This is a genomic window from uncultured Holdemanella sp. (assembly GCF_934754935.1).
Taxonomy (GTDB): domain Bacteria; phylum Bacillota_I; class Bacilli_A; order Erysipelotrichales; family Erysipelotrichaceae; genus Holdemanella.
The window spans coordinates 80,645-106,107 of record NZ_CAKVJB010000002.1 but is presented as its reverse complement, the minus strand read 5'-3'; the positions used below and the strand labels follow the sequence as shown (position 1 = coordinate 106,107).

At 33.7% G+C, this 25,463-nt stretch carries 30 protein-coding genes and 2 tRNA genes; 19 read left to right on the top strand and 13 right to left on the bottom strand.

From position 1 onward, the window contains the following. Nucleotides 1-81: 81 nt before the first annotated feature. Genes Q0E86_RS01205 through aroB form a run of 4 tightly spaced genes read right to left on the bottom strand, consistent with a single transcriptional unit; the run spans nucleotide 82 to nucleotide 4,304 of the window. Nucleotides 82-936, bottom strand: a complete 855-nt coding sequence (locus Q0E86_RS01205) for a prephenate dehydrogenase (protein WP_295754120.1) — start codon at nucleotides 934-936, stop codon at nucleotides 82-84. After that, nucleotides 933-2,195: a 3-phosphoshikimate 1-carboxyvinyltransferase gene (gene aroA, locus Q0E86_RS01200; RefSeq protein ID WP_295754119.1), complete on the bottom strand. Its 1,263-nt coding sequence runs from the start codon at nucleotides 2,193-2,195 to the stop codon at nucleotides 933-935. The genes Q0E86_RS01205 and aroA overlap by 4 nt, the downstream gene beginning before the upstream one ends. After that, nucleotides 2,192-3,301, bottom strand: coding sequence for a chorismate synthase (gene aroC, locus Q0E86_RS01195; protein ID WP_295754118.1), 1,110 nt, complete (start codon nucleotides 3,299-3,301; stop codon nucleotides 2,192-2,194). Before aroC ends, aroA begins: the two co-directional genes overlap by 4 nt. Further along, nucleotides 3,291-4,304 (bottom strand): 3-dehydroquinate synthase, encoded by a 1,014-nt coding sequence (aroB, locus tag Q0E86_RS01190; RefSeq protein ID WP_295754117.1) that lies wholly within the window; start codon nucleotides 4,302-4,304, stop codon nucleotides 3,291-3,293. Before aroB ends, aroC begins: the two co-directional genes overlap by 11 nt. A gap of 82 nt (nucleotides 4,305-4,386) precedes the next feature. Here aroB and Q0E86_RS01185 point away from each other — a divergent pair, with 82 nt between their 5' ends. Further along, entirely contained in the window at nucleotides 4,387-4,995 is a 609-nt protein-coding gene (locus tag Q0E86_RS01185; protein ID WP_295754116.1) for an HD domain-containing protein, read from the top strand. On the opposite strand, the gene Q0E86_RS01180 is transcribed toward Q0E86_RS01185, so the two are convergent. From Q0E86_RS01180 to Q0E86_RS01165, 4 genes are all read right to left on the bottom strand, one after another. Continuing rightward, nucleotides 4,990-5,517: a hypothetical protein gene (locus tag Q0E86_RS01180; protein WP_295754115.1), complete on the bottom strand. Its 528-nt coding sequence runs from the start codon at nucleotides 5,515-5,517 to the stop codon at nucleotides 4,990-4,992. The two genes, Q0E86_RS01185 and Q0E86_RS01180, sit on opposite strands and share 6 nt — an antisense overlap. A gap of 15 nt (nucleotides 5,518-5,532) precedes the next feature. After that, nucleotides 5,533-5,637 carry an Ltp family lipoprotein gene (locus Q0E86_RS01175; RefSeq protein ID WP_295754114.1) on the bottom strand — a complete coding sequence of 35 codons (105 nt, stop codon included), beginning with the start codon at nucleotides 5,635-5,637 and terminating at the stop codon, nucleotides 5,533-5,535. A 38-nt stretch (nucleotides 5,638-5,675) separates the two neighbouring features. Further along, entirely contained in the window at nucleotides 5,676-6,116 is a 441-nt protein-coding gene (locus Q0E86_RS01170) for an Ltp family lipoprotein (protein ID WP_295754113.1), read from the bottom strand. A gap of 70 nt (nucleotides 6,117-6,186) precedes the next feature. Further along, nucleotides 6,187-7,155, bottom strand: coding sequence for a serine/threonine-protein kinase (locus tag Q0E86_RS01165; RefSeq protein WP_295754112.1), 969 nt, complete (start codon nucleotides 7,153-7,155; stop codon nucleotides 6,187-6,189). Between the two features lie 33 nt (nucleotides 7,156-7,188). Between Q0E86_RS01165 and Q0E86_RS01160 the strand changes: the two genes are divergently transcribed. Together Q0E86_RS01160 and cysK are read left to right on the top strand one after the other, a co-directional pair. Beyond that, the gene (locus Q0E86_RS01160) at nucleotides 7,189-7,602 is read left to right on the top strand and encodes a hypothetical protein (RefSeq protein ID WP_295754111.1); all 414 of its coding nucleotides are present in this window, start codon (nucleotides 7,189-7,191) and stop codon (nucleotides 7,600-7,602) included. A 162-nt stretch (nucleotides 7,603-7,764) separates the two neighbouring features. Further along, nucleotides 7,765-8,694, top strand: coding sequence for a cysteine synthase A (cysK, locus tag Q0E86_RS01155; protein WP_295754110.1), 930 nt, complete (start codon nucleotides 7,765-7,767; stop codon nucleotides 8,692-8,694). Nucleotides 8,695-8,711: 17 nt separating this feature from the next. On the opposite strand, the gene metA is transcribed toward cysK, so the two are convergent. The 3 genes from metA to Q0E86_RS01140 form a co-directional block, all read right to left on the bottom strand. Continuing rightward, nucleotides 8,712-9,692 carry a homoserine O-succinyltransferase gene (gene metA / locus Q0E86_RS01150; protein ID WP_295754109.1) on the bottom strand — a complete coding sequence of 327 codons (981 nt, stop codon included), beginning with the start codon at nucleotides 9,690-9,692 and terminating at the stop codon, nucleotides 8,712-8,714. A 78-nt stretch (nucleotides 9,693-9,770) separates the two neighbouring features. Beyond that, nucleotides 9,771-11,048 (bottom strand): O-acetylhomoserine aminocarboxypropyltransferase/cysteine synthase family protein, encoded by a 1,278-nt coding sequence (locus Q0E86_RS01145; protein ID WP_117571368.1) that lies wholly within the window; start codon nucleotides 11,046-11,048, stop codon nucleotides 9,771-9,773. 65 nt (nucleotides 11,049-11,113) lie between these two features. Continuing rightward, nucleotides 11,114-11,542, bottom strand: coding sequence for an Rrf2 family transcriptional regulator (locus Q0E86_RS01140; RefSeq protein WP_295754108.1), 429 nt, complete (start codon nucleotides 11,540-11,542; stop codon nucleotides 11,114-11,116). Nucleotides 11,543-11,611: 69 nt separating this feature from the next. Between Q0E86_RS01140 and Q0E86_RS01135 the strand changes: the two genes are divergently transcribed. Beyond that, nucleotides 11,612-12,424 (top strand): HAD family hydrolase, encoded by an 813-nt coding sequence (locus Q0E86_RS01135; protein WP_295754107.1) that lies wholly within the window; start codon nucleotides 11,612-11,614, stop codon nucleotides 12,422-12,424. On the opposite strand, the gene Q0E86_RS01130 is transcribed toward Q0E86_RS01135, so the two are convergent. Beyond that, on the bottom strand, nucleotides 12,402-12,923 hold the full coding sequence (locus tag Q0E86_RS01130; protein WP_295754106.1) for a DUF308 domain-containing protein: 522 nt from the start codon (nucleotides 12,921-12,923) through the stop codon (nucleotides 12,402-12,404). The genes Q0E86_RS01135 and Q0E86_RS01130 overlap by 23 nt on opposite strands. A 62-nt stretch (nucleotides 12,924-12,985) precedes the next feature. On the opposite strand from Q0E86_RS01130, the gene Q0E86_RS01125 reads away from it, so the two are divergent. Then, nucleotides 12,986-13,531 (top strand): DJ-1 family glyoxalase III, encoded by a 546-nt coding sequence (locus tag Q0E86_RS01125; RefSeq protein WP_295754105.1) that lies wholly within the window; start codon nucleotides 12,986-12,988, stop codon nucleotides 13,529-13,531. 35 nt (nucleotides 13,532-13,566) lie between these two features. On the opposite strand, the gene uraA is transcribed toward Q0E86_RS01125, so the two are convergent. Continuing rightward, a complete protein-coding gene (gene uraA, locus Q0E86_RS01120) occupies nucleotides 13,567-14,820 on the bottom strand; it encodes a uracil permease (RefSeq protein ID WP_295754104.1) in 1,254 nt (417 codons plus the stop codon). Between the two features lie 92 nt (nucleotides 14,821-14,912). Between uraA and Q0E86_RS01115 the strand changes: the two genes are divergently transcribed. From Q0E86_RS01115 to Q0E86_RS01055, 14 genes are all read left to right on the top strand, one after another. After that, nucleotides 14,913-14,989: transfer RNA gene (locus tag Q0E86_RS01115), tRNA-Arg, on the top strand. A 12-nt stretch (nucleotides 14,990-15,001) separates the two neighbouring features. Continuing rightward, the gene (locus Q0E86_RS01110; RefSeq protein WP_295754103.1) at nucleotides 15,002-15,628 is read left to right on the top strand and encodes an HAD family phosphatase; all 627 of its coding nucleotides are present in this window, start codon (nucleotides 15,002-15,004) and stop codon (nucleotides 15,626-15,628) included. 120 nt (nucleotides 15,629-15,748) lie between these two features. Further along, nucleotides 15,749-15,824, top strand: a tRNA-Arg gene (locus Q0E86_RS01105). 318 nt (nucleotides 15,825-16,142) lie between these two features. Continuing rightward, complete coding sequence (locus Q0E86_RS01100; protein ID WP_295754102.1) at nucleotides 16,143-16,961, top strand: ParA family protein; 819 nt, start codon at nucleotides 16,143-16,145, stop codon at nucleotides 16,959-16,961. A gap of 10 nt (nucleotides 16,962-16,971) precedes the next feature. Beyond that, a complete protein-coding gene (locus Q0E86_RS01095) occupies nucleotides 16,972-17,277 on the top strand; it encodes a single-stranded DNA-binding protein (protein ID WP_295754101.1) in 306 nt (101 codons plus the stop codon). Continuing rightward, the gene (locus tag Q0E86_RS11140; RefSeq protein WP_367117369.1) at nucleotides 17,270-17,479 is read left to right on the top strand and encodes a Lar family restriction alleviation protein; all 210 of its coding nucleotides are present in this window, start codon (nucleotides 17,270-17,272) and stop codon (nucleotides 17,477-17,479) included. The genes Q0E86_RS01095 and Q0E86_RS11140 overlap by 8 nt, the downstream gene beginning before the upstream one ends. A 5-nt stretch (nucleotides 17,480-17,484) precedes the next feature. Continuing rightward, entirely contained in the window at nucleotides 17,485-18,474 is a 990-nt protein-coding gene (locus Q0E86_RS01090; protein ID WP_295754121.1) for a ParB/RepB/Spo0J family partition protein, read from the top strand. Nucleotides 18,475-18,734: 260 nt separating this feature from the next. Further along, entirely contained in the window at nucleotides 18,735-19,469 is a 735-nt protein-coding gene (locus Q0E86_RS01085; protein WP_295754100.1) for a hypothetical protein, read from the top strand. 90 nt (nucleotides 19,470-19,559) lie between these two features. After that, nucleotides 19,560-22,589 (top strand): SpaA isopeptide-forming pilin-related protein, encoded by a 3,030-nt coding sequence (locus tag Q0E86_RS01080; RefSeq protein ID WP_295754099.1) that lies wholly within the window; start codon nucleotides 19,560-19,562, stop codon nucleotides 22,587-22,589. Between the two features lie 5 nt (nucleotides 22,590-22,594). After that, the gene (locus Q0E86_RS01075; protein WP_295750422.1) at nucleotides 22,595-23,344 is read left to right on the top strand and encodes a class B sortase; all 750 of its coding nucleotides are present in this window, start codon (nucleotides 22,595-22,597) and stop codon (nucleotides 23,342-23,344) included. 59 nt (nucleotides 23,345-23,403) lie between these two features. Further along, nucleotides 23,404-24,018, top strand: coding sequence for a class I SAM-dependent methyltransferase (locus Q0E86_RS01070; protein WP_295750424.1), 615 nt, complete (start codon nucleotides 23,404-23,406; stop codon nucleotides 24,016-24,018). A gap of 254 nt (nucleotides 24,019-24,272) precedes the next feature. Beyond that, complete coding sequence (locus tag Q0E86_RS01065) at nucleotides 24,273-24,497, top strand: DUF3791 domain-containing protein (protein WP_295750426.1); 225 nt, start codon at nucleotides 24,273-24,275, stop codon at nucleotides 24,495-24,497. After that, the gene (locus tag Q0E86_RS01060) at nucleotides 24,490-25,056 is read left to right on the top strand and encodes a DUF3990 domain-containing protein (RefSeq protein WP_295750430.1); all 567 of its coding nucleotides are present in this window, start codon (nucleotides 24,490-24,492) and stop codon (nucleotides 25,054-25,056) included. The genes Q0E86_RS01065 and Q0E86_RS01060 overlap by 8 nt, the downstream gene beginning before the upstream one ends. Next, nucleotides 25,044-25,274 carry a hypothetical protein gene (locus Q0E86_RS01055; RefSeq protein WP_295750433.1) on the top strand — a complete coding sequence of 77 codons (231 nt, stop codon included), beginning with the start codon at nucleotides 25,044-25,046 and terminating at the stop codon, nucleotides 25,272-25,274. The genes Q0E86_RS01060 and Q0E86_RS01055 overlap by 13 nt, the downstream gene beginning before the upstream one ends. The last annotated feature ends 189 nt before the right edge of the window (nucleotides 25,275-25,463 follow it).

Genomic DNA, 25,463 nt, shown 5'->3' with positions numbered 1-25,463 from the left:
AATTTTCCATAAAAAAAAGAGGAGCACATTTTTTGTGTTCCCCTCGAAGCCGTCATTTCTTAACTTAATGACATTGGAGGATTATCTCTTCTTCGCATCGGTTTTATTAAATTTATCTCTACGCTTTGTAGATTGAATGAATAGACGCTTCATTTCTTGTGTATCTTCTTGTTCTAAAGAATCTCTAAAGTGAGAGATTGAATCGATAAACTGATTGATTTCATCTAATAAGATATCTTTATTCATGATAAATAATTCAGTCCATAGATCTTCATTGATTTTCGCAATACGCGTTAAATCCCGAAAGCTATCTCCTGTATATTCTACAAGATGAGCATTATCATGCGTATTCATTAAGGATACCGCAATCACATGGGTCAATTGAGATAAAAAGCCAATCATTTTATCATGCTCTTCAATAGATAATGTACAAATTCTACCAAATTCCATTTTATGAGCTAATTCTTTTACGGCTTCAACTGTTTCATTTTTATTCTTCTGAGTAGGAACAAGAATAAAGTTTGAACCTTTAAAAATAGTCTCATCACTAAATTCTATACCACGAGATTCTCTACCACACATAGGGTGAATACTCAATAATTCAAGATCTTCGCGTAATACATCTTGAATCGGTTTGACAATGTTGGTCTTAACACCACTGATGTCCATCAATAACGAATGTTTAGGAATATCATTCTGATAGACTTCAATCCAAGGAAGAATTTTAGTTGGATATAGACAAAAGATAAATGTATCACACTTTGAAATGACATCTAAAGGATTTGTGCTGCCATCTACAATAATATTTAATTCTTTGGCTTTATCGATCGTTTGTTTGGAAACATCAATACCATACACGTTGTAGTTTAAGTGTGTTAGTTTCTTCGCAAAACTTGCGCCCATTAATCCAAGTCCGATAATCGCAATGTTTGTCATAGAATTTCGACCTTTCCACCTAGACTTTGAATATCTTCAAAGAAAGTAGGGTAACTCTTTGTGATGGCTTGAGCATCATCAATAATACATTCAGAATCTGCACATAATCCAAATACAGTCATGGCCATAACGATACGATGGTCATTGTGTCCAAAGATTTCGATTGTGTTATTTGATTTATACTGTTCTTTACCATGAATTTGAATGGAATCAAATGTAGAAGTAATGTCCACACCCCATTTTTTAAGCTCGGTTTCCATTGCCTCAATACGATCACTTTCCTTCATGCGTAAACGTGCAGCATTCACAATATTTGTTTCACCATTTGTATAACTTGCCAAAACACATAAAATAGGACCTAGATCTGGACAGTTGGATAAGTCGATGGTTTGTGGCATCGGCTGTTTTTTTGTGAAAGTGACAGTATCCTTTTCACTTGTATAACTAGGAATACAATCTAAAATGGCTTTATCACCTTGTTTACTTTGCATATCCATATTGGAACATGAAAGAGTATTATTTAAGGTGCCTAATACCGCAAAGAACGCAAGTTGAGAAAAGTCTCCTTCTACAGAAACATCTTGTGCTTTATAGTGTTGGTTTCCTTTGATTAAATATGAATTTGAACTTGTTTCAATGATTTCAATGCCAAATTTAGCTAACATTTGAATTGTTAGATTGACATAGCTCTTCGATTCATAAGGTTCAGTGATTGTAAGTGTACTATCTTGATTTAATAATGGTAGTACAAACATGAAACCTGTAATAAACTGACTTGAGATATCTCCTTGTACAACATAATCTTTCGCTTTTAGATTTCCACTCACAATGATTTCTTTATCCGATTGATTAAATTCAATGTTTTGTTCCTTAAATTCATTCGCATATACATCCATAGGCCTTTGAAGTAATCTTCCTTGACCTAAGAATTTGACTTTGGCGTTTGTACATGCAGCAAGTGGAATCAAGAAACGTAAAGTTGAACCGGATTCATTCGCATTACACGTAATGTTTCCTGCTTGTTTGAAAAGGTTTGTACCAGTTACTTTATACGTAGTTTCATCGATTTGTTGAATTTTAGCTCCCAAAGCTTTCATGCAGCCAACGGTTGCCTCAATATCTTTTGAGTTTGTGACATTGGAAACAATACTTGTACCATTACTTAATGAGGCACAGATTAATGCTCTATGCGCCATAGATTTGGATGCAGGTATTTTTATGTTTCCACTTACTTTACTTGGTGTTACTTTTACTTTCATTCAAAATCCCCCTGAAGTGGCTTAACGGCAAGCCTAGACATATATAGATCTAATAATCCAAATGCGACAACACTATCTACAACGATTCTTGCACGGTGTAAGATACATGGATCATGTCTTCCTTGGATTTGAAGATTGACATTTTCTTTTGAAAGATAATCCACAGATTCTTGTGTTTTAAAAATTGATGGTGTTGGCTTTATGCAAGTATGAATGATTATTGGCATTCCATTTGTGATGCCACCATTGATGCCGGCATTATGATTTGTTTGTGTTTCAATCTTATTATTAAAACGGAAAGCATCATTGGCTTGAGATCCTTTTAGTTTCGCAAAGCCAAATCCTTCACCAAAAGATACACCTTTGACGGCTGGCACAGAGAAAATTAAGTGGGACAAAATACTTTCTACAGAATCAAAGAACGGTTCTCCTAGTCCTGCAGGAAGTCCTATAATAGCCGTTTCTAAAATACCACCTAATGAATCACCTTCGCTTGCGGCCTTTTCAATTTCTTGAATCATTTGATCTTTAACTTGATCATCAATAACCGCAAATGTTTTCTCATTGACTTCAAAGATCTGTTTTTCTAAAAGATCATAGTCTTGACTAAAAGGAATATCCGACAATGTGTATAAACTTTCTATATGAGAACCGATTACGATTCCTTGTGATTTTAGAATTTGTCTACAAATACTTCCGGCAGCTACAATGCATGCGGTAAGTCTTCCAGAAAAGTGTCCACCTCCACGATAGTCTTGGTAGCCATTGTATTTTTCAAAGGCAGTAAAATCAGCATGTCCAGGACGTAATCTTCCATGGAAGGCAGAATAGTCTTTTGATTTAGTATTTTGATTCTCAATGATAATTGTAAGTGCCGTACCTGTTGTATACCCGTTATACATTCCAGAAATAATATGCACTTCATCAGCTTCATGTCTTTGTGTTGAAATCTTACCCGTTGCCTTACGCTTATCCATATCAGCTTTGATTTGTTCCATATCCACTTGAAAGCCTGCAGGAAGACCATCTAATGTGATGCCGATGGCAGGACCGTGGCTTTCACCAAATAATGTCCAAGATATATTTGTACCAAAGTTATTTTTCATATGGTCCTCTTTCTAATACGTTTTGTATGTCTTCAAAAGAAAGTTCTTTGATGATATAAGTACCAGATTGTTTTACTAGAATTGTAGATACGGTATTATGACTGCTTTTCTTATCATGAGTCACATATTCTAATAATGTGGAAGTATCATAGTCTGGCACTTGAGGCAAATCTAGCTTCTTATATATATTTAATACACGTTGTTTTAATGGCTTATCTTCAATAAAGAACAACATACCCATCGCTACACATTCGCCATGAAGATATGTATTTAATCCATATGCCGATTCAATGGCATGTCCAATGGTATGTCCAAAGTTTAGAATCTTTCTAAGATTACTTTCTCGTTCGTCTTGTTGAACAACGTCACGCTTTAATTCAATGGAACGCGTAATAATCGCATCGATATCTAATGTGTCTTGTTCAAATAAAGAGACTAAATGATCATCTAGAATTAGCCCCATTTTAAGTGCTTCACAAAGACCGTTGTGTTGTTGGCGAAGGGAAAGAGTCGATAATACGTTTGAATCGATAATAACGGTTTTAGGTTGCCAAAAAGCACCTACAATATTTTTATAGGAACCCATATCTATGGCAACTTTACCACCTACACTTGAATCAACTTGGCTTAATACGGTTGTAGGAATGTTGTAGAAATCAATGCCACGCATGTAGCTTGCAGCCACAAAGCCCGCAAGATCTCCGACTACGCCTCCACCTACTGCGATAATCGCATCTTTTCTAGACATGTTGTGTTGAATCATTTCTTCTAAAAGATATTTATATTGATCAAAACATTTGGATGGTTCTCCTTGTGGTATCGTGCATACAAAAGAATCCAGACATTGTTCTTTGACAATATTGACCCATTTTTCAGGCACACCTGTATCTGTGATGATCGCAATCTTTCTTGATACAGGAATATATTCATGTACTTTTTGAATTGCGTTTCTTTCAATATATATTGGATATGAATGATTTTCTAAATTGACATTTAACTTCATAATAAAAAACTCCTTTCGTATATCATACCATGAACATAAACCTTTTTCAGAAAATTTCTGAAAGAAATAGTATAATGAAGATATGGAAAACTTAGTCAAGGCTCAAGACTATTTGAAATTGAAGATAAAGGATACGTATCGTTTGGCTCATTCGTATCGTGTCGCAAATATTGGAAAGGAAATTGCCGAAAAAGAAGGGTTGAATGTAGAGGATTTAATGATTGCGTGTCTTTTGCATGATGTAAGTTATTGTACACAGTTCAAAACGCAGGATGAGTGGCAAAATCATGGAAGGGTATCGAGTAAAATGGTTCGTGAATTTCTTGAATCGATTGACTATCCAAAAGAGTGTATTCATGATATTTGTTTTGCGATTGCGATTCATGTGGATTTAAAAGCGGATTTTGAAGGGGAATACAATGCGTTTACTTTAAGTGTACAGGAAGCGGATAATATTGATCGTGTAGGTGTGTATCGTCTATATGAAACACTAGAAGCCGTGCAGTTTAGTAAACAACCTATAGATGTACAGATTCAGTATGTGGATTCAATGCTACAGACATTGAATGAATATGCTTCTTATACATGTACAACAAAGACGGCACAAGCATTGTGGTTGGATCGTATTCAATTTCAATTGGATTATTTTGAGCGTTTAAAAGATCAATTAAAAATATCCACAGCTTTATAAGCTGTGGATAAATGTTTCTACGCGATACATGATTTGTTTCAGATTCTCAATGTCTGTTTGAATATTTCCTGTTTCTAAAGAATGATTTCCATCAACAATACTATGAAATTCAATAAGATGATAAATACAATATTGTTCGATCTTATCAAAATTAGCCCATTGATCTTTTGTACCAGAATACACTAGATCTTTTTGTTGAAGATATTCCAAAGTGAAATCTAATGGCGTGAAATAGATATTAGCAGTTAACTTATATTCATGGGCAAGTTTAGCTGCACAATAGGTTCCAATACTTTTAGATATAAATAGAATGGAATCATATGTGCTTAAATTCATTTTTTCAATTTGATCTTTGGCTTGTTTATACGCTTCATCTTTAGATTTGTTTAAGTCAAAGTCTAGATTTGAAAATTGTATTTCTTTGATTTCATAATCCATATTCTTTAATATCTTTTTTGAATAGTATAGTAATGGTTTATCTGTATGATATCCAATTCCAGGAAATAATATAGCGAGTTTCATGCCTTTAGTATAAGATTAGTCATCTAAATTATCAATGGCATATTGTGCTTCTTCAGCAGTAAATTTTTCGCCATAATCACTTACCAACTGATCGTAGATGGCATCTTTTGACATGCTCATAGTTTCTTGATAATTCTTGGCAGATTTTAAGGCAGCTTCTAAATAATCGCTTTTATATTATCAATCGCATATTGTGCTTCTTCGGCAGTGAATTTTTCTCCATTTTCCGAAGTTAATTGATCATAAATTCTAGCTTTTGACATGTGCATTGTCTTCTTATAGTTTTCACCACATTTTAATGCGTTCTCATTGTAGTCTACATTTAAATTGTCAATCGCATATTGTGCTGCTTCTGCATCAAACTTTTCTCCATATTCTGAAGTTAATTGATCATAAATTCTTTGTTTGGACATGTGCATCATTTTACTGTAATTTTCAGCTTTATGTAGTGCATTACGATACTCTTTTGGAACGCTTGTATCTTCCTTTGTTTCTACGACATTTTCTTTTGTGTCTTTTACTTCATTATTTGAAGTTGAGCATGCGACAGCCGTTATGACAATGGCAGCTCCAAAAAATACTTTTAAACCCTTTTTCATATATACTCCTTATTCCTTTTCTTTAGTATAAGAAAAATATAAAGAAGTTTGGTATGCCACGAGCATACATTTAAATTAGGGAATCCATCCACATAAAAAACCATACGTCTAAACATAAAAATAGAAAGAAAATAATGGAATAAAGGATGGGCCATGGTATTTTTGGCATATATCTATGAAATAGATTCTTGTTGTAAAAAAGGAATAAACCGAAATATATAAACATAAAACAACTTAGCTTATTGATAAAGCTATTTTTAATGGTGTCTCCTGGTTCCATATCGACTACAAGTATAAATATAAATAGAATCCATGCTAGAGAGACTAGCTTTGATTTAAGTGTTTCATGATTAAAGGGTGGGATAATAACTGATTTTCCTTGGATAGCTAAGTCCATTTCATTAACAGAATTATAGCGATTCTTATAATCTAATTGAGTTGCCTTAATAATGATATGTTTTAAATCAAGTGGTATATTATCTTGATGTTCTAAAGAACCATTCAATAAGTAGTTCATTAATTTACCCAAGGCATATATGTCTGTTTGTGGATTGGATTGTTGAAAACCAAATTGTTCAGGTGCTGCATAGCCAACACTGCCTAAGATAAGAGTGTCTTTATTTTTTTTGGAATCTAAAAAACGTGCAATCCCAAAATCAAGGAGTGTCACCTTATTATTGTGATAGATAATATTTTCTGGTTTGATGTCACGATGAACGATAGGTGGGTCTAATTTGTGTAATGAATTTAAACACTCACATAGTTGATGCATAATATTTCTTACATCTTCTTTTGAAAGAATTTGTTGATCCAAAGTGTTTCCTTCAATATATTCTTCAATTAGAATTAAATGGTTGTCATTTTCTTGGACCACAAATATTTTAGGTAAATAAGGACTCTTTATTTTTTGAAGTGTTTGATAAAGAGTCTTATCATAATAATTTAATTCTTTTTGGATATATTTAGTGTGTGTTGTTTCGTGTTCTACTAATGAAATGGTTTTGTCGTTATCTTGTTTAATTATTTGTAAAGTCTTCATAAATTGCTCTTTCTTGTGTATATTATAAGTATTATGGCAGAAACAAATCAATTATTAAAAACAATTCAAGAAACAAAGAGTGATGGATTAAACACTTTAATGGAAAGTCTAGATGATTTAACTTTTTCAGAATATTTAAATCATATCATTGATGCTAAGCATATGTCTAAGGCACAAGTATTATCGAAGACAACGATTCAAAGGAATTATGGGTATCAAATCTTTGATGGTTCAAAGGTTCCCAACAAAGATAAGGTGATTCAGTTAAGTCTAGGCTTAGGTTTAGATTTGCGTATGACAAATAACTTATTGTCTTTATCGAATAACGGAATGTTGTATCCAAAGGTAAAAAGAGATGCATTATTGATATATTGTATTGAGAATCATAAGAGTGTATATGAAACCAATGAGTGTTTGATGGAGTATCAGTTAGAGTTGTTGGATTAGTGATGGATAAATTTCCATCACTTTTTTGTTGACTTTGGAAAAACAAACCCCTATAATGCCTATAAAGTTACTAGGAATAGTAAGTGGAGGTACTGATTATGAAGCGATGTTGTAGCTCTTTAAATAAATAATATTGAATTTGTTTAATAGGAGGAAAAGAAAATGACAGTATATAAAGCAATTTCAGATTTAATTGGAAATACACCATTAGTAGAATTAACACACATCGAAGAAAAAGAAGGTTTAGAAGCTAGCGTTGTTGCGAAGGTAGAATTCTTTAATCCAGCTGGAAGTGTAAAGGATCGTATCGCAAAGAAAATGATTGAAGATGCAGAGAAAAAAGGTTTGATTAAACCGGGTGCTACATTGATTGAACCAACAAGCGGAAATACAGGTATTGGTATTGCCTCTGTTGCAGCAGCTAAGGGATATAAGGCTATTATGACAATGCCTGAAACAATGAGTGTAGAGCGTCGTAATTTGTTGAAGGCGTATGGCGCAAAAGTTGTTTTAACAGATGGTAAGGCAGGTATGAAGGGTGCTATTGCGAAAGCTCAGGAATTGGCTGCAGCTACACCAAATAGTTTTATTCCAAGTCAGTTTGAAAATCCATCAAATCCTCAGGCTCATTATGAATCTACGGGTCCAGAAATTTGGAAGGATACAGAAGGAAAAGTTGGTATCTTTGTTGCCGGTGTTGGGACTGGTGGTACTGTAAGTGGTACAGGTAAATATTTGAAGGATCAAAATCCAAATGTGAAATTGGTTGCGGTTGAACCTGCAACAAGTCCAGTATTATCTGAAGGTCATGCAGGTCCTCATGGTATTCAAGGTATTGGTGCTGGTTTTGTTCCAAATACTTTGGATACAAGTGTATATGATGAAGTGTTTACAGTCACAAATGAACAAGCCTATGAAACAGGTCGCTTAATTGCACATAATGAAGGTATGTTAGTGGGTATTTCAAGTGGTGCTGCTACATATGCGGCTATTCAAATCGCAAAACGCCCAGAAAACAAGGGTAAGACAATCGTTGTATTATTGCCAGATACAGGTGAGCGTTATTTATCCACTCCAATGTTTGCAGAATAAAAAAACGAAGTAAAAAATTACTTCGTAAAAGTCTTGGCATAGCCATGATCTTCTCTAGAACCCGTACCAATGGGTTCTTTTATTTTTCCAATTTCTTCAATTTCAAATGGCGTCAATTGATATACATAGTTTAGCCAGTTTCGATATAGAAGATTGGCATGGCTTCTCCATTTTAAGATTGGTTCTTTTTCTGGATCATCATCCGGGAAATAGTTGAATGGAATATGGATGGGTTTATTGGCTTTTAAATCTCTGAAATATTCATCTTTTAATGTTTCTTTTCCATATTCTAAATGACCAAGAATAAAGATTTGACGATAATCTTTTGTGACAATGATGTTTGAACCAATTTCATCATTCTTAGATAGGATGGATAAGCATTTCACTTTTTTAACTGCCTCTTCATCAATAGCCGTATGTCTTGAATGCGGAGTATAGTGAATTTCGTCGAAGCCATTGGTTAAAAAGTCATATTCATCGACTAATTGTTCTGGGAAGATGCCGAATACTTTTTCTGGCAAGATATGTTTTTGAATTCCATAATGATAATACAGTCCGGCTTGGGCTCCCCAACAAATATGTAGTGTGGAATAGACGTGAGTTTTAGACCATTCCATGATTTCTTCAAGTTCATTCCAATAATCGACATCTTCATATTCTAGATGTTCGACAGGAGCTCCTGTAATGATCATTCCATCGTAATAATTATCTTTTAATTTTTCAAAGTATGTATAGAATTTAACTAAATGATCTTGGCTTGTATTTTTAGAAACATGGTTTTTTACCATCATAAAATCAATATCAACTTGTAGTGCACTTTTAGAAATGAGTCGTAAGATTTGGGTTTCTGTTTCTATTTTTTTAGGCATTAGATTTAGAATTACGATTTTTAATGGTCGGATTCTTTGTCTATGTGCACTTTTATCTTCAATCGCAAAGATTTTTTCACTTTCTAATATGTCTTTTGCGGGTAAAGCATCGGGTATGTTGATTGGCATATATAAACAACTCCTTTTTTGTATACATCTTATTATACTCGAAAAAAAACAGAATGGAAAATTCCATTCTGTAAAAGACTAAGCTTTCATGGCATCAAGTGCTTGTTGCAGATCATCGATAATGTCTTGTGCATCTTCAAGCCCTACAGAGAAACGAATTAAATCTGGAGCAACACCTGCTTCTTTTAATTGTTCCTCACTCATCTGACGGTGAGTATGACTTGCAGGGTGTAATAGACAAGTTTTAGCGTCGGCAACATGGGTTACGATAGAAGCTAATTTTAAGCTGTCCATGAATTTTTCAGTTTGATCACGATCAGCTTTTAATCCAAATGACAATACACCACAAGTTCCGTTTGGACAATATTTCTTAGCTAATTCATGATGAGGATCACTTTCAAGGTCTGCATATTTAACCCAAGCCACATCTTCATTGGCTTCTAAATATTTGGCTACAGCTAGTGCATTTGCACAATGTGCCTTCATACGTACAGCTAATGATTCTAATCCTAAGTTTAGATAATATGCATTTTGAGGTGCTTGAATTGATCCTAAATCACGCATTAATTGGCTTGTAGCTTTTGTGATATATGCTAATTTACCGAATTTTTCGGCATATACAATACCATGATAAGATTCATCCGGTGTAGTTAGTCCTGGATATTTTTCTGCGTGTTCTAACCAGTTAAAGTTACCACTATCTACAATAGCACCACCTACACAAGATGCATGTCCATCCATATATTTTGTAGTTGAGTGAGTAACAATATCAGCTCCCCATTGGATTGGTTGACACATAATTGGTGTAGCGAATGTGTTGTCGATGATTAATGGAACTCCGTTTGCGTGTGCGACTTTCGCAAATTTTTCAATATCGAAAATACGTACTGTTGGATTTGTGATTGTTTCTCCAAAGACACATTTTGTGTTTGGCTTGAATTCTTTTTGAAGATCTTCTGCACTGATTTCAGGATCTACAAATGTACAATCGATACCCATTTTCTTCATTGTCACACCAAATAGGTTGTATGTTCCGCCATAGATAGCACTAGAAGCAATTAAGTGATCTCCGGCTTCACAAATGTTGAATACCGCAAAGAAGTTAGCGGCTTGTCCACTTGATGTAAGCATTGCGGCAATTCCACCTTCTAATGCAGCAATCTTACTTGCGACAATATCATTCGTTGGGTTTTGAAGGCGTGAATAGAAATATCCACTGTCTTCTAAATCGAATAATCTTCCCATTTGAAGACTTGAATCATATTTAAAAGTAGTACTTTGATAAATTGGAACTTCCCTAGGCTCACCATTTTTTGGCTCATAGCCTGCATGTAAACATTTTGTTTCAGTTTTCATAATAAATTAACCTCATTTCATATTTATTATTGTAATATTATCTTTACAAAAAGTAAAAGAAAAGCTTAGATTACGTAATCAAAGCTTTGTTCGTGACTTAAAATATCTTGAAGTGTGATTCCTTTCAAATAGGTTTCAATCACTTGATTTAATCCTTCATAAATATAAAGTGTTGCACAATCTTCTTTTCTAGGACATGTATTTACATCAGAATCTAGACAGGCAACACAGGATAAGTTTCCTTCGGTTGCGACTAATACATCATATACACAGATTTGTTCTGGACTCTTAGATAGTTTGTATCCACCTTGAAAACCGCGATTGGATTGAACCATTCCGCCCTTAGTAAGAATTGGAACAATTTGTTCTAAATATTTTTTTGAGATATTTTGTCTTGCGGCAATGTCTTTTAGTGTGATAAAGCCTGAATCATTATGTTGAGCTAAATCTATAAGTAGACGAAGGGCATAGCGTCCTTTTGTAGATATTTTCATTATTTATTCCCCTTTTCTTTCTATTATAATAATATATATTTAGTAGGTTTTCTAGCGAAGAGGTAAAAAATGGTTAAAATTATTGTTTTTGATTTAGACGGAACACTATATGATTCGCATAAACATATTGATAATGATACGATTCATAAAATCATTGAACTTGAACAAAAGGGCATTGTAGTTGGAATCGTGACTGGAAGGTTTTATGAAGAATTAGGTGAGGTTATCAAAAAATTAAAACTAAGAGAATACAAAGGTTTTGTGGCTAGTTCAAACGGTTTAGAAATTCATGATTTTTTGGATGGAGAAACAAAGAGTTTTACTCGTTTATCCAAGGATGAAGTAAGAGAGATCGCAAAAGAAGCTAAAAAGCATCATTTGATTAGTTATGTCTGGCAAAATGGTGGTTATACAATGTTTGATGTTTCTGTCATGAATATTGTTAAGAAGATATTTTCGCTTGTTCCTTTGAATTCGCATTATATAAAATCACTACAGAAAACGAAATTTGAAAAGGATGTTGTGTTAAATAATTCGTTTTATGACAAGGTTTGTTTTGTGGGGTTTCAGATTAAAAAGTTTAAAAAACAATATCCAGAATATCGCTTTTATGATGTAGGAAAACTTGGGACTGAATTATGTAAAAGGGATGTGGGTAAGCTTGAAGCCATTCGATATATATGTCAAAAGAAACATGTATCCATTTCTAGTGTAATGGCATTTGGGGATAATGGAAATGATGTAGATTTACTGGCGTCTTGTGGATATGGTGTTGCGATGAAAAATGGGAGTGCACAGGCAAAAAAAGTCGCTAAATATATAAGCGACTATACAAATAATGAGAGTGGTGTACTTCAATTTATGAATTCGTTTTTTGAATGAAATATTGATCTACAAAGATAAGAATTCCATTTAAAACTAAGAAGGCTCCTGTTAGTGAGAAAATAAAGTCTAAAGATTGAATGGGTTTCATAAGTAGCACAATACCAATGATTAGAATGAATATAGCTCCTGCAAGATTGACTTTCCATTTTTCAAATCCATTATCTTTTAAGAGTAGTACTTTTTGAAAATGAGATAGGGAATTGATAATCAATACAATTCCTACAAGCATAGGCAAAATACTGATAAATTTCTTAGGGTCTAAACTCATATATAGGCCTGCAGATAATAAGAACAGACTTAATATAAGCGTTGTGAGTGTTGTACTATTTCTTTTCTTAAAATAGGTATATAGAAATAGAATCGCGATGACTAAAAATATCAATCCAATAACACGTGTAATTGTTGTTAATATGGATACGTTAAATATACATAAGACTAAGCCAGATAAGATGCATAGAATGGCAGATGATATGGCTTCTGTTTTTGTTTCTTTCATAAAATCACAACCTTTCACAATTATTATACTCTGTTGTATACTTATTTTAAGAGGTGATGAACGTGAAAGTTGCAGTTTTATTAGAAAATGGTTTTGAAGAATTAGAAGCGATGGGTCCAATTGCCCTACTTAGACGTGGTGGACTTGATGTGGATATGATTGGTGTCAACAATGAAGAACAGGTTACAGGTCGTTTTGGAGTAACTTACTCAAGTGTATATCCAATGAATACGTATGACTTTAGTGATGTGGATTGTTTAGTATTACCTGGTGGTCCACATTATCAAAAGTTAGAAAAAAATGAAGAAGTATTAAAGTTAGTTCATGAGTTTGCCGAAAATAAGGTGTTGGCAGCTATTTGTGCTTCTCCAACGATTTTAGGTCATGAAGGTATCTTAAAGGGTAAGAAATATACTTGTTTTAAAGATATGGATGAAGATTTTGGTGGTAAATACCAATATGAATATGCCGTTACAGATGGAAACATTATTACGGGTGTAAGTGCAGCTGCAAGTATTGAATTTGCGTTTGCGATTCTAGAAAAACTTTGTGGTAAAGAGCATACGGATAAAGTAAAAGCATCGATTTATTATGATGCAAGATATTAAAAAAATTGTCATCGTGAATGATGACAATTTTTATTTTATTCTTCTTCGTTTAATAAATGGAATTTTTCAAAGATATAGAATAGTAATGACATGATCATGCCTGTGATACAAGCTAGTACCATTCCGGATAAGGAAATGTTTCCTAAGTGAATGGTTACTCCACTTAATCCAACAACGAATACAACGGATGTTAAGATCATGTTTACGCTTTTTCCATAGTCAACCTTTTGGTCTACTAGAATTCTTAATCCACTTGTACCAATCATACCGTATAGTAAGAAGCTTATTCCACCAATAACTGGATTTGGGATTGTTTGAATCAAGGCAGATAATGGACCAATGAATGAACAGACGATAGATAAGATGGCAGCTCCGGCAATAACTTGTACGCTGTATACGCCAGTGATAGCCATAACTCCAATGTTTTCTCCGTAAGTTGTGGTTGGAACAGATCCAATTAAACCTGAAATCATGGTTGAGAAGTTATCTGCGAATAATGAGCGGTGTAGTCCTGGATCTTCAATTAAGTTTCTTCCTACAACTTCACCTGTAACGATTTGGTGACCAATGTGTTCCGATGCGATAACTAATAATACGGGAAGCATCATTAGAATGGCATCCATACTGAATTTTGGTGCTTGGAAGTTTGGGATTGAAATAAAGCTTGCTTGAAGAACTGGAGTAAAGTCAACAATACCTACTACAACGGCAGTTAAGTATCCTGTAACTACGGCAATCAAGATTGGGATTACGCTTAAGAATTTTTTGAAGCATACACTTCCAATAACGGCCATACCTAGTGTAACCGCAAAAACAATTACGTTTTTAGGGTCGATGTTATCGCCTAGAATTCCGGCTGTACTTGCAGCAGATGAAGATAGTTCTAGACCAATTAGTGCAACAACAGGTCCCATTGCAGCAGATGGTAGTACAATATCAATCCATTTTGTTCCAAATTTCTTGATAATCAATGCCAATAAACATCCACAAAAACCTACCGCAACGAATCCACCGCATGCGTATGGATAACCGAATTTTGCGATAATAATATTTGCGGGAGCAATAAAGGCAAAGCTACTTCCTAAATAGGCTGGTGCTTTTCCTTTTGTGATAAAAATAAATAACAATGTTCCGATACCGTTCATGAATAGTACGATAGCTGGGTTAATACCGAATAAGAATGGTACTAATACACTGGCTCCAAACATTGCGAACATGTGTTGAATACTTAATGGTATCAGCAGATTTGCGGGTACTTTTTCTTCAACTTGAATAATTCGTTTTGCCATGAAAAATTTTTCTCCTCCTAAAATATACCTTAACTTTTATACCACATTTTAATGGATTATGAAACTAATTTAGGCTATAATTATCAAGTGATGCGCCTGTAGCTCAACTGGATAGAGTATCAGATTCCGATTCTGGCGGTTGCAGGTTCGAGCCCTGTCAGGCGCACCATTTAGGTGAAATATGGAAACAATACTTTTTGATTTAGATGATACATTAATTGAATCGATGCACGTATGGGAAGATGCCATCATTCATTTATTTAAAAAGATGGATTTGGATATGAGTATGGAAGAGGCTCGTAAAATCTTTTTTACGATGAAATTTTCGGAGGTTTTAACATACATCAAAGAAAGATTTCATACCAAACAAGATGAGGTTTGGATGTTTAATGAAGTGAATGAAGATATCATGAATCAATATGCATATCATATTGAGGCAAAGAAGGGTGCTTTGGATTATATAAAAAAGTGTGCTTCAGAAAATAAAAAGATGGCTGTATTAACATCCAATACAAGGGTATTATCTGAAAAAGTACTAGATCGACTTGGCATGTTGGAATATATGGAAAATGTATATTCTGCGGATGAATTAAAGATGTCAAAAAGAGAAGTGGATATCTATGAGTATGTATTGAAAGATTTAAATACAACTGCAGAAAGTGCAATTGTATTTGAGGATTCGATGTATGCGATCAATACAGCGCGATTATTAAATATTGAGTGTATTGGTTTAGTAAATCCAAACAATCAAAAGGTGTTTGAAGAAAACCATGTAAAAACAATCGTTGATTTTACAGAATTGTGTTAAAATCATGATGTGTCCCAGTAGCTCAGTTGGATAGAGCATTCGCCTCCTAAGTAGTAGGCACATACTACCTAAGGGTTTGGGATAAATGGCAAAAAAAGTGTTAAAATTGAATAGTGAAATGCCTCCGTAGCTCAGTGGATAGAGCATCAGTTTCCTAAACTGCAGGTCGAAGGTTCGACTCCTTTCGGGGGCACCATATGCCTATAAATAAGGGCTTTATAGCACTTTTTGACTATATGAAATTAGTGATGAAATCAATCGATTTTATCACTTTTTTCTTGGTAAAATTTCGATGATGATTGTGATTTTAATGCTTCTAATGTTCTAGGAAAGAACACGGATATTTTAGAGGGTGCCAGCTAATAAAATCAGGTAGTCCAGCTAATAAGGCATTTCCGAACCTACAGACATCTTCCCAAATTACCTAAAAGAGATCAAGAATATACTACTTTTCTCTTACTCCTTTTTTACATAATCAGTGGTTTGACTGATTGTGTGGAAAGGAGTTTTTATTATGCGTAAATGTAAAGTAATCGCAGTCACGAATCAAAAAGGCGGTGTTGGTAAAACAACAACGACAGAGAATGTGGCAATTGGTTTATCTCGACAGGGATTGGATGTATTGATTGTGGATTTTGATCCGCAGGGCGATCTCACAAGCTGTTTAGGTTGGAAAAACAATGATGCACTCGAACATTCCGTTTCTTCTATGCTGGATGATTATATCAATGACAATGAGATCGATTATGATGTATTGATTTTACATCATGAAGAAGATGTAGATCTGATTCCTGCAAATATTGAACTTGCTGATTTTGAAATGCGGTTAGTCAGTGTTATCAACCGGGAACAGACATTAAGTAATTGTATTGAACCATTAAGAAGTAAATATGATTACATCTTTATTGATTGCCCACCATCTCTTGGTATGCTTACGGTGAATGCATTGTCTGCTGCAGATGAAGTATTAATACCAGTACAGACACAGTATTTGCCAGCTAAAGGAATGACAAAATTGTTACAGACGGTCAATAAAGTGCAGCGTAAAATCAATAGTAATTTGAAGATTACTGGAATTGTAATGACACTTGCGGATCTAAACACCAATATTACCAAAAGTACGATTGATACGATACGAGAAAGCTTTGGAAAGAATATTCGTGTATTTGACACGATCATTCCAAAAGCAACAAAAGCTAGTGAAGCATCGATTTCCGGTAAAAGTATCTATGCATATGCCAAAGATTCTAAAGTGGCTGTTGCCTATGACAATCTGACAAAAGAATTGATGAAAAATCCAAAAGTAAAACATAAAGAAGAAATGAGTCGTTAGGAGAATTGTGATGAAAAACAATCATGTGGAATTATTTGGAACTTTGACAAGAGATATTGAAGTATCCAGAAATGGAAAAGGAAATACTTTTGTGAAGTTCTCTTTAGCTTGTTTAAGAGAGGGAAAGAAACCATGGACAGATTATATTAACTGTATTGCATTCGGTGATTTAGCAAATGAAATCTGTAAACATGGTGATAAAGATACAAGATTTTGCATTGTAGGCAATCTTCGTACAAGCTCTTATGAAAAAGATGGTAAAAAGCAGTATTCAATCAATGTAGTTGTTGAGTCTTTCGAATTGTTAAATGACTAGAATTAAAAGATGTCCCTATTGTCATGCTACAGCTCATTTGTTGATTGACTGGGATAGCAAAAGAATCAATGGTTATTATGGTCAATATGTTGCATGTACCTTGTGTTCTGCTAGGACACAAACCATACAAAATGCAGACCAGGCTATTGATGAATGGAACCATCGAACAATGAAAAACACGATACAACTCACTCTATTTTAAAGGAGGTGGCACATTTGCCAAAACTAGATTTAGGATTGCCTAGCTATGACTCTTTGTTTTCTACAGAAAAAGAAAGACAGGAAGCCAATAGTGAAAAAGTAATGACGATCCCTTTAGATAAGATTACAGATTTTAAAGAACATCCCTTCCATGTCACAATGGATGAGGATATGGCAAAGCTTATCGATTCCATTAAAGAAAATGATATGCTGATGCCTGCATTAGTTCGTCCTAAAAAAGATGGAACGTATGAAATGATTTCTGGTCACAGGCGTAAATTTGCCTTGTCACAGCTAGGAAGAAAAGAAATGAATGTAATTATCCGTGATTTGGATGATGACCAGGCAACAATCTTAATGGTCGATTCCAATATACAACGAGAAAACATTTATCCTAGTGAACGTGGCTATGCCTATAAAATGCGACTGGAAGCCATGAAACATCAAGGCAAAAAAGTAGATATCGATATTACTGATATTCCAATTGAATATGATAAACCAACTTCGGCCCAAGTTGGGCCGAAGTCAACGAGCACTCGTACAAATGAAATACTTGCTGAGCAATTAGGAATTAGTAAGAATCAAATCAAAAGATTTATCCGCTTAACCTATCTGATTGAACCATTACAGGAAATGGTAGATGGACGACATGAAAATGAAATCAAGATTGCATTTAATCCAGCTGTTGAACTTTCGTATTTAACAGAATCTGAACAGTTTGATTTAGCCAATGCGATTGTCGAAAACCAAAGAACACCATCCTTAGCTCAATGCCAGGAATTCAAACGATTGAGTCATGATGGCGAACTGACTACAGAATTCATTGAAGATACTTTATCTGAGGAAAAACCAAATCAAAGAGAAAAGTTATCTTTTCAAATGAAAGAGATTGATAAATATTTTCCCAAGGACTTCACACCAGGCAAGAAGAAAGATTTAATGATTCACTTGCTGGAAAATTGGGCAAAGAAAAGATCACGAGAACAAGAACGGTAGTTGAATATGCAACTGCTTTTTTTCTACTTGTGATTAGTTCCAAACTGTTGGAGGGGCAGTTTGTCTTTGCACCAAGACGTGTGACTGTTACCTCCCCTAAAACCCCTCCTACCTACCGAAGTAATCTTTATTACCTACCGAAAAAGAAAAAATGTTGTTATTTAGTAAGTAGAAATATTTGTATCTAGGTAATTATTTATAAGAACTTGTATTTTTAAGATAGAGATATTTATCAAGACATACAATTGGAGGTAAAAACAATGAAAAGAAAGTTAATTGCATTATGTGTTTCAAGTGTACTTGTTGGTTCCGGAATCATCTTTAATATGAATCAGGATGTATCTATTCCTACAGTGGAAAAGTTTACTGAAGATACTTCTACAAGCGTTAGTAAACATGAAACTACGGTTAGTGAATATGAAAATGTTGACAAGGATGAGAAAACAAGTACTGGAGATACAATTAAAAAAACTGAGTCCAAAGAAGAAAAACAGAAAGAAAAATTGACAAGTAAAAGTGAATCTAAGACAACAAGTGTTTCTTCGGAAGGTAAAAAACAAAATTACAAGAAAGAAAGTTCTACTAAGCGTTCTTCTGGTTCAGATCAAAAAGCTTCAACTTCAAACAGTTCTAATACATCAGATAAATCGAATACTGATGTTGTAAGTCAACCTGTTGAAAAGCCTAGTGAATCCAAACAAGAACCTGTAGTAGAACCTACACCTACTCCTGAACCAGCAAGACCAAGTTATGCTTGTCCTGGTGGTGTCAATCCAGATGTAAGTTGTGATGTGATTTTGGATACCAACTTTTATTTTGCAACCTATGGTTCACAAGCTGAGGCAGATGCTGCAGGAATGTATTATCTGGATGAAGTGATGTATATTGGCGATATTGAAATCACAAACTATTCTGTACAGCCTGTTTATCGAAATGATCATAGTATTGCCTATTATGGTTTGAATCTTTGGAGTAATGGAAACTTGATTCAGTAAGGATGTGATAAATGACAATTGAATAAATACTTTGGCGAGATTTTCTCGTCTTTTTTGTTGCAACAATTTAAACGAAAGGAAAAATGAGATATGAAAAACATATTGAAGAAAGCAAGTAAGTTTTTCTTAACAACACTTGTGATATTGAATTCAATGACAAATACGCTTACTGTACATGCTCAAGAAACGGATTCCAATGAGGATTACAGTGAAGCCACAGAAATAATTACTGAACTTGGCACAGCAGAAAATGTGTTTCCCGAAGCATATGAAGATATGTATACAAATCCTTATGCTAGATTAACACCAGGATTCGCATCTGAAAGATTGGCTAGAATCAATGGAATGGGAGTTTATGGGTATGACTATATTCGAAAATTAACAGTAGATGGAAATATCGTGTTCTGCATAGAACCAGATACACTGTTTGATTTAAACCATGATTATCCTGTTAACACAACAAAATGGGATGATTTGTCAGAAAGTCAAAGACAAGCTATATGGGAAATCAATTATTATGGGTATTCGTATCCAGGACATGAAACAGACAATTATTATGTGGCTACACAGCTATTGATTTGGCAAGTGGTATCTGGATGGTATGATCCATATTTACCAGATGGTGTAACTCCATTAGATGTTTCTGGTGAAATTAATACAATCAATGCTTTAAGGAGTCAGCCACAAGGAAGACCTTCTTTCAATAATCAGACAATCACGATGGGTTTAAATACACCTGTTACTTTAACAGATACAAAAGGAACCTTAGGTAATTACTCTATTACGAATGCCAATGGAATCAATGCCTCTGTAAGTGGAAATAACTTAACTGTTTCTATTACGTCTGAAAACTATGATAAGACAATCACTTTTGGTCGTACAAAAACCGCAAGAGATGTTCATATCATCTATGGTGCTGGTTCTGATCAAAAAGTCATTTATATGGCTACTCGTAGTGATCCAACACCAAATTTCAAATTAAATTTTGATTTGATATATGCGGATATTGAAGTGGAAAAACAAGATGCTGAAACAAGCAATAAAACACAAGGGGATACCACATTTAATGGAGCAACCTTTGCGATTAAAGATACAAGTGGCAATACACTTGAAACCATTACAACAAATGGATCAAAAGTAAAATCTAAAAAGTATCCTGTTGGAACAACATTGAATGTTTGTGAAGTCACATCTCCTGAAGGATATCTCACAAACAACAATTGTAATTCTGTAACTTTAGAATATTCAGGTGATAACACTCCTTCAACTTTTCCTACAACCATTAAAGATCAAGTCATTAAAGGACGTATTGAAATTGCGAAAACGATTGATAAAGAGAAATATGGATTATTCCAAAGCAATGTTCAAAAGCCTGGTGAAGGATTTAAATTTGATATTATTTTAAAATCGACAGGTAAAGTCGTATCAACATTGACTACGGATGAAGATGGTCGAGCTATTAGTGACTATCTTCCATATGGAACTTATATCGTTAAAGAACACGAAACAGCTGGTTATGATATTTTAGAACCGTTTGAAGTGAAAATCGACAAAGATCAAAAGACATATTTCTATAACATCTACAATGATACGATCAAAGCTGAATTGACTATCTATAAAACGGACAGTGAAACTGGAAAACGTATCCCAGCAGCTGGAGTAGAATTTAAAATCAAAGATGCAGATGGAAATTATGTAACACAAGAAGTAACATATCCTAAAAAATATACAACGGATGTATTTAAAACGGATGAAGATGGATCTGTACATTTGCCTTCTCCATTAAAGTATGGTGAATATAAATTGGTGGAGCTCAAAGCGCCTCATGGTTATGTATTAAAGGATACAGAGATTCCTATCAATGTAGATGGTTCTAGTACAGAAATCTTTATGAATTTTGACAATAAAACACAAAAAGGCCAGGTCTATGTGGAAAAGAGTGGTGAAATGTTGTCAGGAGCAAAAGAATCTAAAACAGATTATGGAACTTTGTATACTCCAGAATACAAAGAAAAATATTTATCAGGTGTTACGTATGAAATTACAGCACGTGAAGATATTGTAACTCCAGAAGGAACTGTGTGGTTCCACAAAGGAGATGTAGTTGATACATTTACAACAGGGGATGGTGTAACAACTTCAGCTTTACTTCAATTAGGTAAGTATTCTATTAAAGAAACAGCAACGCAAACTGGTTTTGTGTTAGATGGAAACACATATGACTTTGATATTGAATATGCTGGTCAGATGATTGATGTTGTTGAAATCAAACAATCTTATGTAAATGAAAGACAAAAATTAGATTTGCAGATTACTAAAACATTTGAAGATGAAGATAAGGATGCATATAAAGATGTTGTCTTTGGAGTATATTCTAAAAATGATATTACTTTAAACGACAAAGTAATTATTCCTGCAGATGGATTGGTTGGAACATTAACGATTGATGAAGATGGTAAGAATATTGAACAGTTGGATCTTCCAACAGGCGAATACTATGTTAAGGAATTGGAAACAAATGTAGGCTTCAAATTGGATGAAGAAAAGCATGACTTTACTTTCGATTATGACGAAGATACAACTAAATCTACTGTAACAGTTTCAATGAATCTTTATAATGAAAAACGCCGTTTAGAATTAGATGTCAATAAAGTGGATAAAGATCATCATGATCATTTCTTGAATGGAGCAATTTTTGAAGTATATGATAAGACAGCAGATGCTTATGTTACTACTTTAGCAAGTGGTCAATTGATGATTACTGGAGAAGAAAAAGATGAAGAGTATGAAATCTCTAAAAAAGAAGACTTCTCTAAAATTATCAAGACAGTAAAAACAGATGAAAACAAACAGATTGTTTTAGATATTGATGATGACATTTATTATTCAAGAAAAGTTGGAGATGACAAAGTAACAAAACATGTTGTAAAAGATGGAAAAGCAGTATTAGCGGATGCTATTTATGGACATGAATATGAGTTCAAAGAAATTAAAGCACCTACTTCTTATCAGTTAGCTGATAAGTCTAAAGCTTATAAAGTAGAGGCAGATGAGGAAACTGATACAATTATTTATTATTTTGAAAATGCACGTATCGTTGTTCCAAATACTGGGGTATAAATAGTATGAAATATAAAAGAATAAAAATAGCAGCTGCACTACTTGTAGTGGGATTGATTGGTGGAGTTATCTACAATCAGGTTACTGCAAAGAAATCTTATGATTATTCGGATTATTATGTAGAAACAAAAACGACTAAAAAAGAATCAATTAAAGGAAATGAGAAAGCTTCTGAAAAGGAGCTTTCTTTATCTTTGTTGAAAAAAACAAATAAAGATGTTGTGGGTATTTTAGAATTTGATGATCGAATTATTTATGAGCCGATTGTACAAGCCCCAAATAATGATTATTATGTTCGTAAGAATATCAACAAAGAATATGCCAATGCCGGAATACCATTTGTATCGGCAGATGGAAATATAGATTCAAAAAATGTTGTAATCTATGGCCATTCTAGTAAATGGGATAACATTATTTTTACACCTTTGATGAGTTATATAGATCAGAACTATTATAAAAAGCATGATACGTTTAAGTTTATTACTGAAGATGAAACTAGAACATATCAAATATTTGGAGTAATGAATGTTGATTTAAATGACTTGAACGATTCTTTAGAATTCACACAAACAGAATGGGATTCAACAAATTCATTTAATGCATTTATATCAGATTCCATTAATAGGGGATTGTATAAGACTGGTGTTTCAGTAAATAAAGATGATCGATTAATGACTTTGGTTACTTGTGATACAAGAGGTAACAATAAGAGAATTGTAATTCTAGCTAAATTGGTTAATATAGCAAATGTTTAAAAACTAAGGTGTATGATATTATTTAGCTAGATAAATTAGAAGTTATGGAGGGAGTAAATATGCTAGATAAAAAAGAGTTTGATCTTTGGGCAGATGGTTACGACAAAACTGTCGGCATTTCTGATGAGAAAAACACATATCCTTTTGCTGGTTACAAAAAGGTACTTGGATTCATTTTTCAGACTATAATGAAAACTGAAAATGCTATTGTTTTGGATATTGGGTTTGGGACAGGTACATTAACAACAAAGCTATATGAGCAAGGGTGTACCATATATGGACAGGACTTTTCATCTAGGATGATTGAGCTGGCATCTGAGAAAATGCCCAATGCACATTTATATCAGGGGGACTTTTCGAAAGAGCTTGTCGAACCATTACGTAACTTTCAATATGATTACATTGTTGCGACATACTCTTTGCATCATTTGACGGATAATCAAAAGAAAGATTTCTTTCTAGAATTGCGCAATCACTTAAAGGAAAACGGTAAAATTATAATCGGCGATGTTGCCTTTGAAACACAAAAGGATTTAGAACAGTGTAAATTGAAGGCAGGAGACACATGGGATAATGATGAAATCTACTTTGTCGTTGAAGAACTGAGAAAAGATTTTCCGGCTCTTTCATTTACACAAATGTCCGGTTGCGCTGGTGTCCTGGTTTTGGAATGACAACTTCAAGTATGTGAGAACTTGATGGATATTCGTAACATTGATTTTTGCGTGAATGCTAATAAATATGCTAGTTTTATCAAATGAAAGTAGTATTTAATATATTAGAAATGCTAAAATATTAATGTAACTTTTAAAGAGTATATTATACTTTGTCATCAATAAAGACAATGAGTTCTAACAATGTAAATTTATAATTTAAACATTTGATATTTTAGAACTAAATGCTGTTATTAAATTGGGAGGAATCTATAATGAGTGAAAAAGAAGAAATTACTTTTATGCAAACAAGAATTATTAGATTGGCTGCAGAAGAATGGCACATGACAATTGAACAAATTATAGATTTATTCCAGAAAGCCAATGTTCTTGAATATATAGAGAAATGTTATGGAATTTTTCATTGTGAAAGCGATGAAGTTGTTCTTGAGGATATCAAAGATTATCTTGAGAAAAAGGAGATGAAATTCTATGCTTGAATTGAAAAATGGGCTCATCCTTTATCATGGAAGTTATTGTGAAGTAAGACAACCTGATCTTTATAAATGTGCGAAAAGAAAAGATTTTGGACAAGGTTTTTATTTAACTACATCAAAAAAACAAGCAGAAAGCTTTTTGAAAACTTCTATAGTTAAAGCATTAGCAACAGGCATGATTAATGAAAATCAAAAATATGGATATATTTCAATTTATGAACTAAAACTATCCCCTCAGCTTAATACTCATGTTTTTGAAAAAGCAGATATAAATTGGTTGCATTGCATTGCTGCACATCGAAAAAAGAAATTTTTTATGGATGTAGAACAAAAAATGAAAAAATATGACGTGATTGTTGGTAAAATTGCAGATGATGCAACAAACGCTACCCTCACAGCTTACCTTGCGGGTGCATTTGGAATAGTAGGCGAAAAAGAAGCGGATGATTTTTGCATAAAACAATTATTACCTAACAAACTAGAAAATCAGTATTGTTTCAAAACGGAAGCAGCTATTGAGTGTCTAAAATTTGTGGGTGGTGAAAAGATATGGCTGAAGTAAAAATCTCGAAAGAAAAAATGGACTATACAATTGACTTATTAATAACTATGGTAATAGATGAAATTGTAGCTGATACAGGTAAAAACAGAAATGATGTACTAACAGATTTTTTATGTTCAAAGACAGGAAAAGCATTATATGATCCAGCAACAAGACTTTGGTGCAATGGACCTTCTTATATTGTTGAATTATATAAGGAAGAATTAAAGAAATCATGATGAATTAATTTGAGGCTTTTGTATGAAAGTTAAGCTTAAAATGAATATTTTCTGATTTTTATTATATCGACTGTGATGGGCGTAATAGGACAAACAATCCTTCCATGGTGGTCTACAAAACTAAACCTATATTACTTTGATTTTAGGTTCTTTAGTTCAAATATAGACATTTATCCATTCATTAAGTAT

Bases quoted from the DNA above. Each gene is read 5' to 3' on its own strand.
- Q0E86_RS01205 (WP_295754120.1), bottom strand. From the start codon at position 936: ATGACAAACATTGCGATTATCGGACTTGGATTAATGGGCGCAAGTTTT.
- aroA (WP_295754119.1), bottom strand. From the start codon at position 2,195: ATGAAAGTAAAAGTAACACCAAGTAAAGTAAGTGGAAACATAAAAATA.
- aroC (WP_295754118.1), bottom strand. From the start codon at position 3,301: ATGAAAAATAACTTTGGTACAAATATATCTTGGACATTATTTGGTGAA.
- aroB (WP_295754117.1), bottom strand. From the start codon at position 4,304: ATGAAGTTAAATGTCAATTTAGAAAATCATTCATATCCAATATATATT.
- Q0E86_RS01185 (WP_295754116.1), top strand. From the start codon at position 4,387: ATGGAAAACTTAGTCAAGGCTCAAGACTATTTGAAATTGAAGATAAAG.
- Q0E86_RS01180 (WP_295754115.1), bottom strand. From the start codon at position 5,517: ATGAAACTCGCTATATTATTTCCTGGAATTGGATATCATACAGATAAA.
- Q0E86_RS01175 (WP_295754114.1), bottom strand. From the start codon at position 5,637: ATGAGCATGTCAAAAGATGCCATCTACGATCAGTTGGTAAGTGATTAT.
- Q0E86_RS01170 (WP_295754113.1), bottom strand. From the start codon at position 6,116: ATGAAAAAGGGTTTAAAAGTATTTTTTGGAGCTGCCATTGTCATAACG.
- Q0E86_RS01165 (WP_295754112.1), bottom strand. From the start codon at position 7,155: ATGAAGACTTTACAAATAATTAAACAAGATAACGACAAAACCATTTCA.
- Q0E86_RS01160 (WP_295754111.1), top strand. From the start codon at position 7,189: ATGGCAGAAACAAATCAATTATTAAAAACAATTCAAGAAACAAAGAGT.
- cysK (WP_295754110.1), top strand. From the start codon at position 7,765: ATGACAGTATATAAAGCAATTTCAGATTTAATTGGAAATACACCATTA.
- metA (WP_295754109.1), bottom strand. From the start codon at position 9,692: ATGCCAATCAACATACCCGATGCTTTACCCGCAAAAGACATATTAGAA.
- Q0E86_RS01145 (WP_117571368.1), bottom strand. From the start codon at position 11,048: ATGAAAACTGAAACAAAATGTTTACATGCAGGCTATGAGCCAAAAAAT.
- Q0E86_RS01140 (WP_295754108.1), bottom strand. From the start codon at position 11,542: ATGAAAATATCTACAAAAGGACGCTATGCCCTTCGTCTACTTATAGAT.
- Q0E86_RS01135 (WP_295754107.1), top strand. From the start codon at position 11,612: ATGGTTAAAATTATTGTTTTTGATTTAGACGGAACACTATATGATTCG.
- Q0E86_RS01130 (WP_295754106.1), bottom strand. From the start codon at position 12,923: ATGAAAGAAACAAAAACAGAAGCCATATCATCTGCCATTCTATGCATC.
- uraA (WP_295754104.1), bottom strand. From the start codon at position 14,820: ATGGCAAAACGAATTATTCAAGTTGAAGAAAAAGTACCCGCAAATCTG.
- Q0E86_RS01110 (WP_295754103.1), top strand. From the start codon at position 15,002: ATGGAAACAATACTTTTTGATTTAGATGATACATTAATTGAATCGATG.
- Q0E86_RS01100 (WP_295754102.1), top strand. From the start codon at position 16,143: ATGCGTAAATGTAAAGTAATCGCAGTCACGAATCAAAAAGGCGGTGTT.
- Q0E86_RS01095 (WP_295754101.1), top strand. From the start codon at position 16,972: ATGAAAAACAATCATGTGGAATTATTTGGAACTTTGACAAGAGATATT.
- Q0E86_RS11140 (WP_367117369.1), top strand. From the start codon at position 17,270: ATGACTAGAATTAAAAGATGTCCCTATTGTCATGCTACAGCTCATTTG.
- Q0E86_RS01085 (WP_295754100.1), top strand. From the start codon at position 18,735: ATGAAAAGAAAGTTAATTGCATTATGTGTTTCAAGTGTACTTGTTGGT.
- Q0E86_RS01080 (WP_295754099.1), top strand. From the start codon at position 19,560: ATGAAAAACATATTGAAGAAAGCAAGTAAGTTTTTCTTAACAACACTT.
- Q0E86_RS01075 (WP_295750422.1), top strand. From the start codon at position 22,595: ATGAAATATAAAAGAATAAAAATAGCAGCTGCACTACTTGTAGTGGGA.
- Q0E86_RS01070 (WP_295750424.1), top strand. From the start codon at position 23,404: ATGCTAGATAAAAAAGAGTTTGATCTTTGGGCAGATGGTTACGACAAA.
- Q0E86_RS01065 (WP_295750426.1), top strand. From the start codon at position 24,273: ATGAGTGAAAAAGAAGAAATTACTTTTATGCAAACAAGAATTATTAGA.
- Q0E86_RS01060 (WP_295750430.1), top strand. From the start codon at position 24,490: ATGCTTGAATTGAAAAATGGGCTCATCCTTTATCATGGAAGTTATTGT.
- Q0E86_RS01055 (WP_295750433.1), top strand. From the start codon at position 25,044: ATGGCTGAAGTAAAAATCTCGAAAGAAAAAATGGACTATACAATTGAC.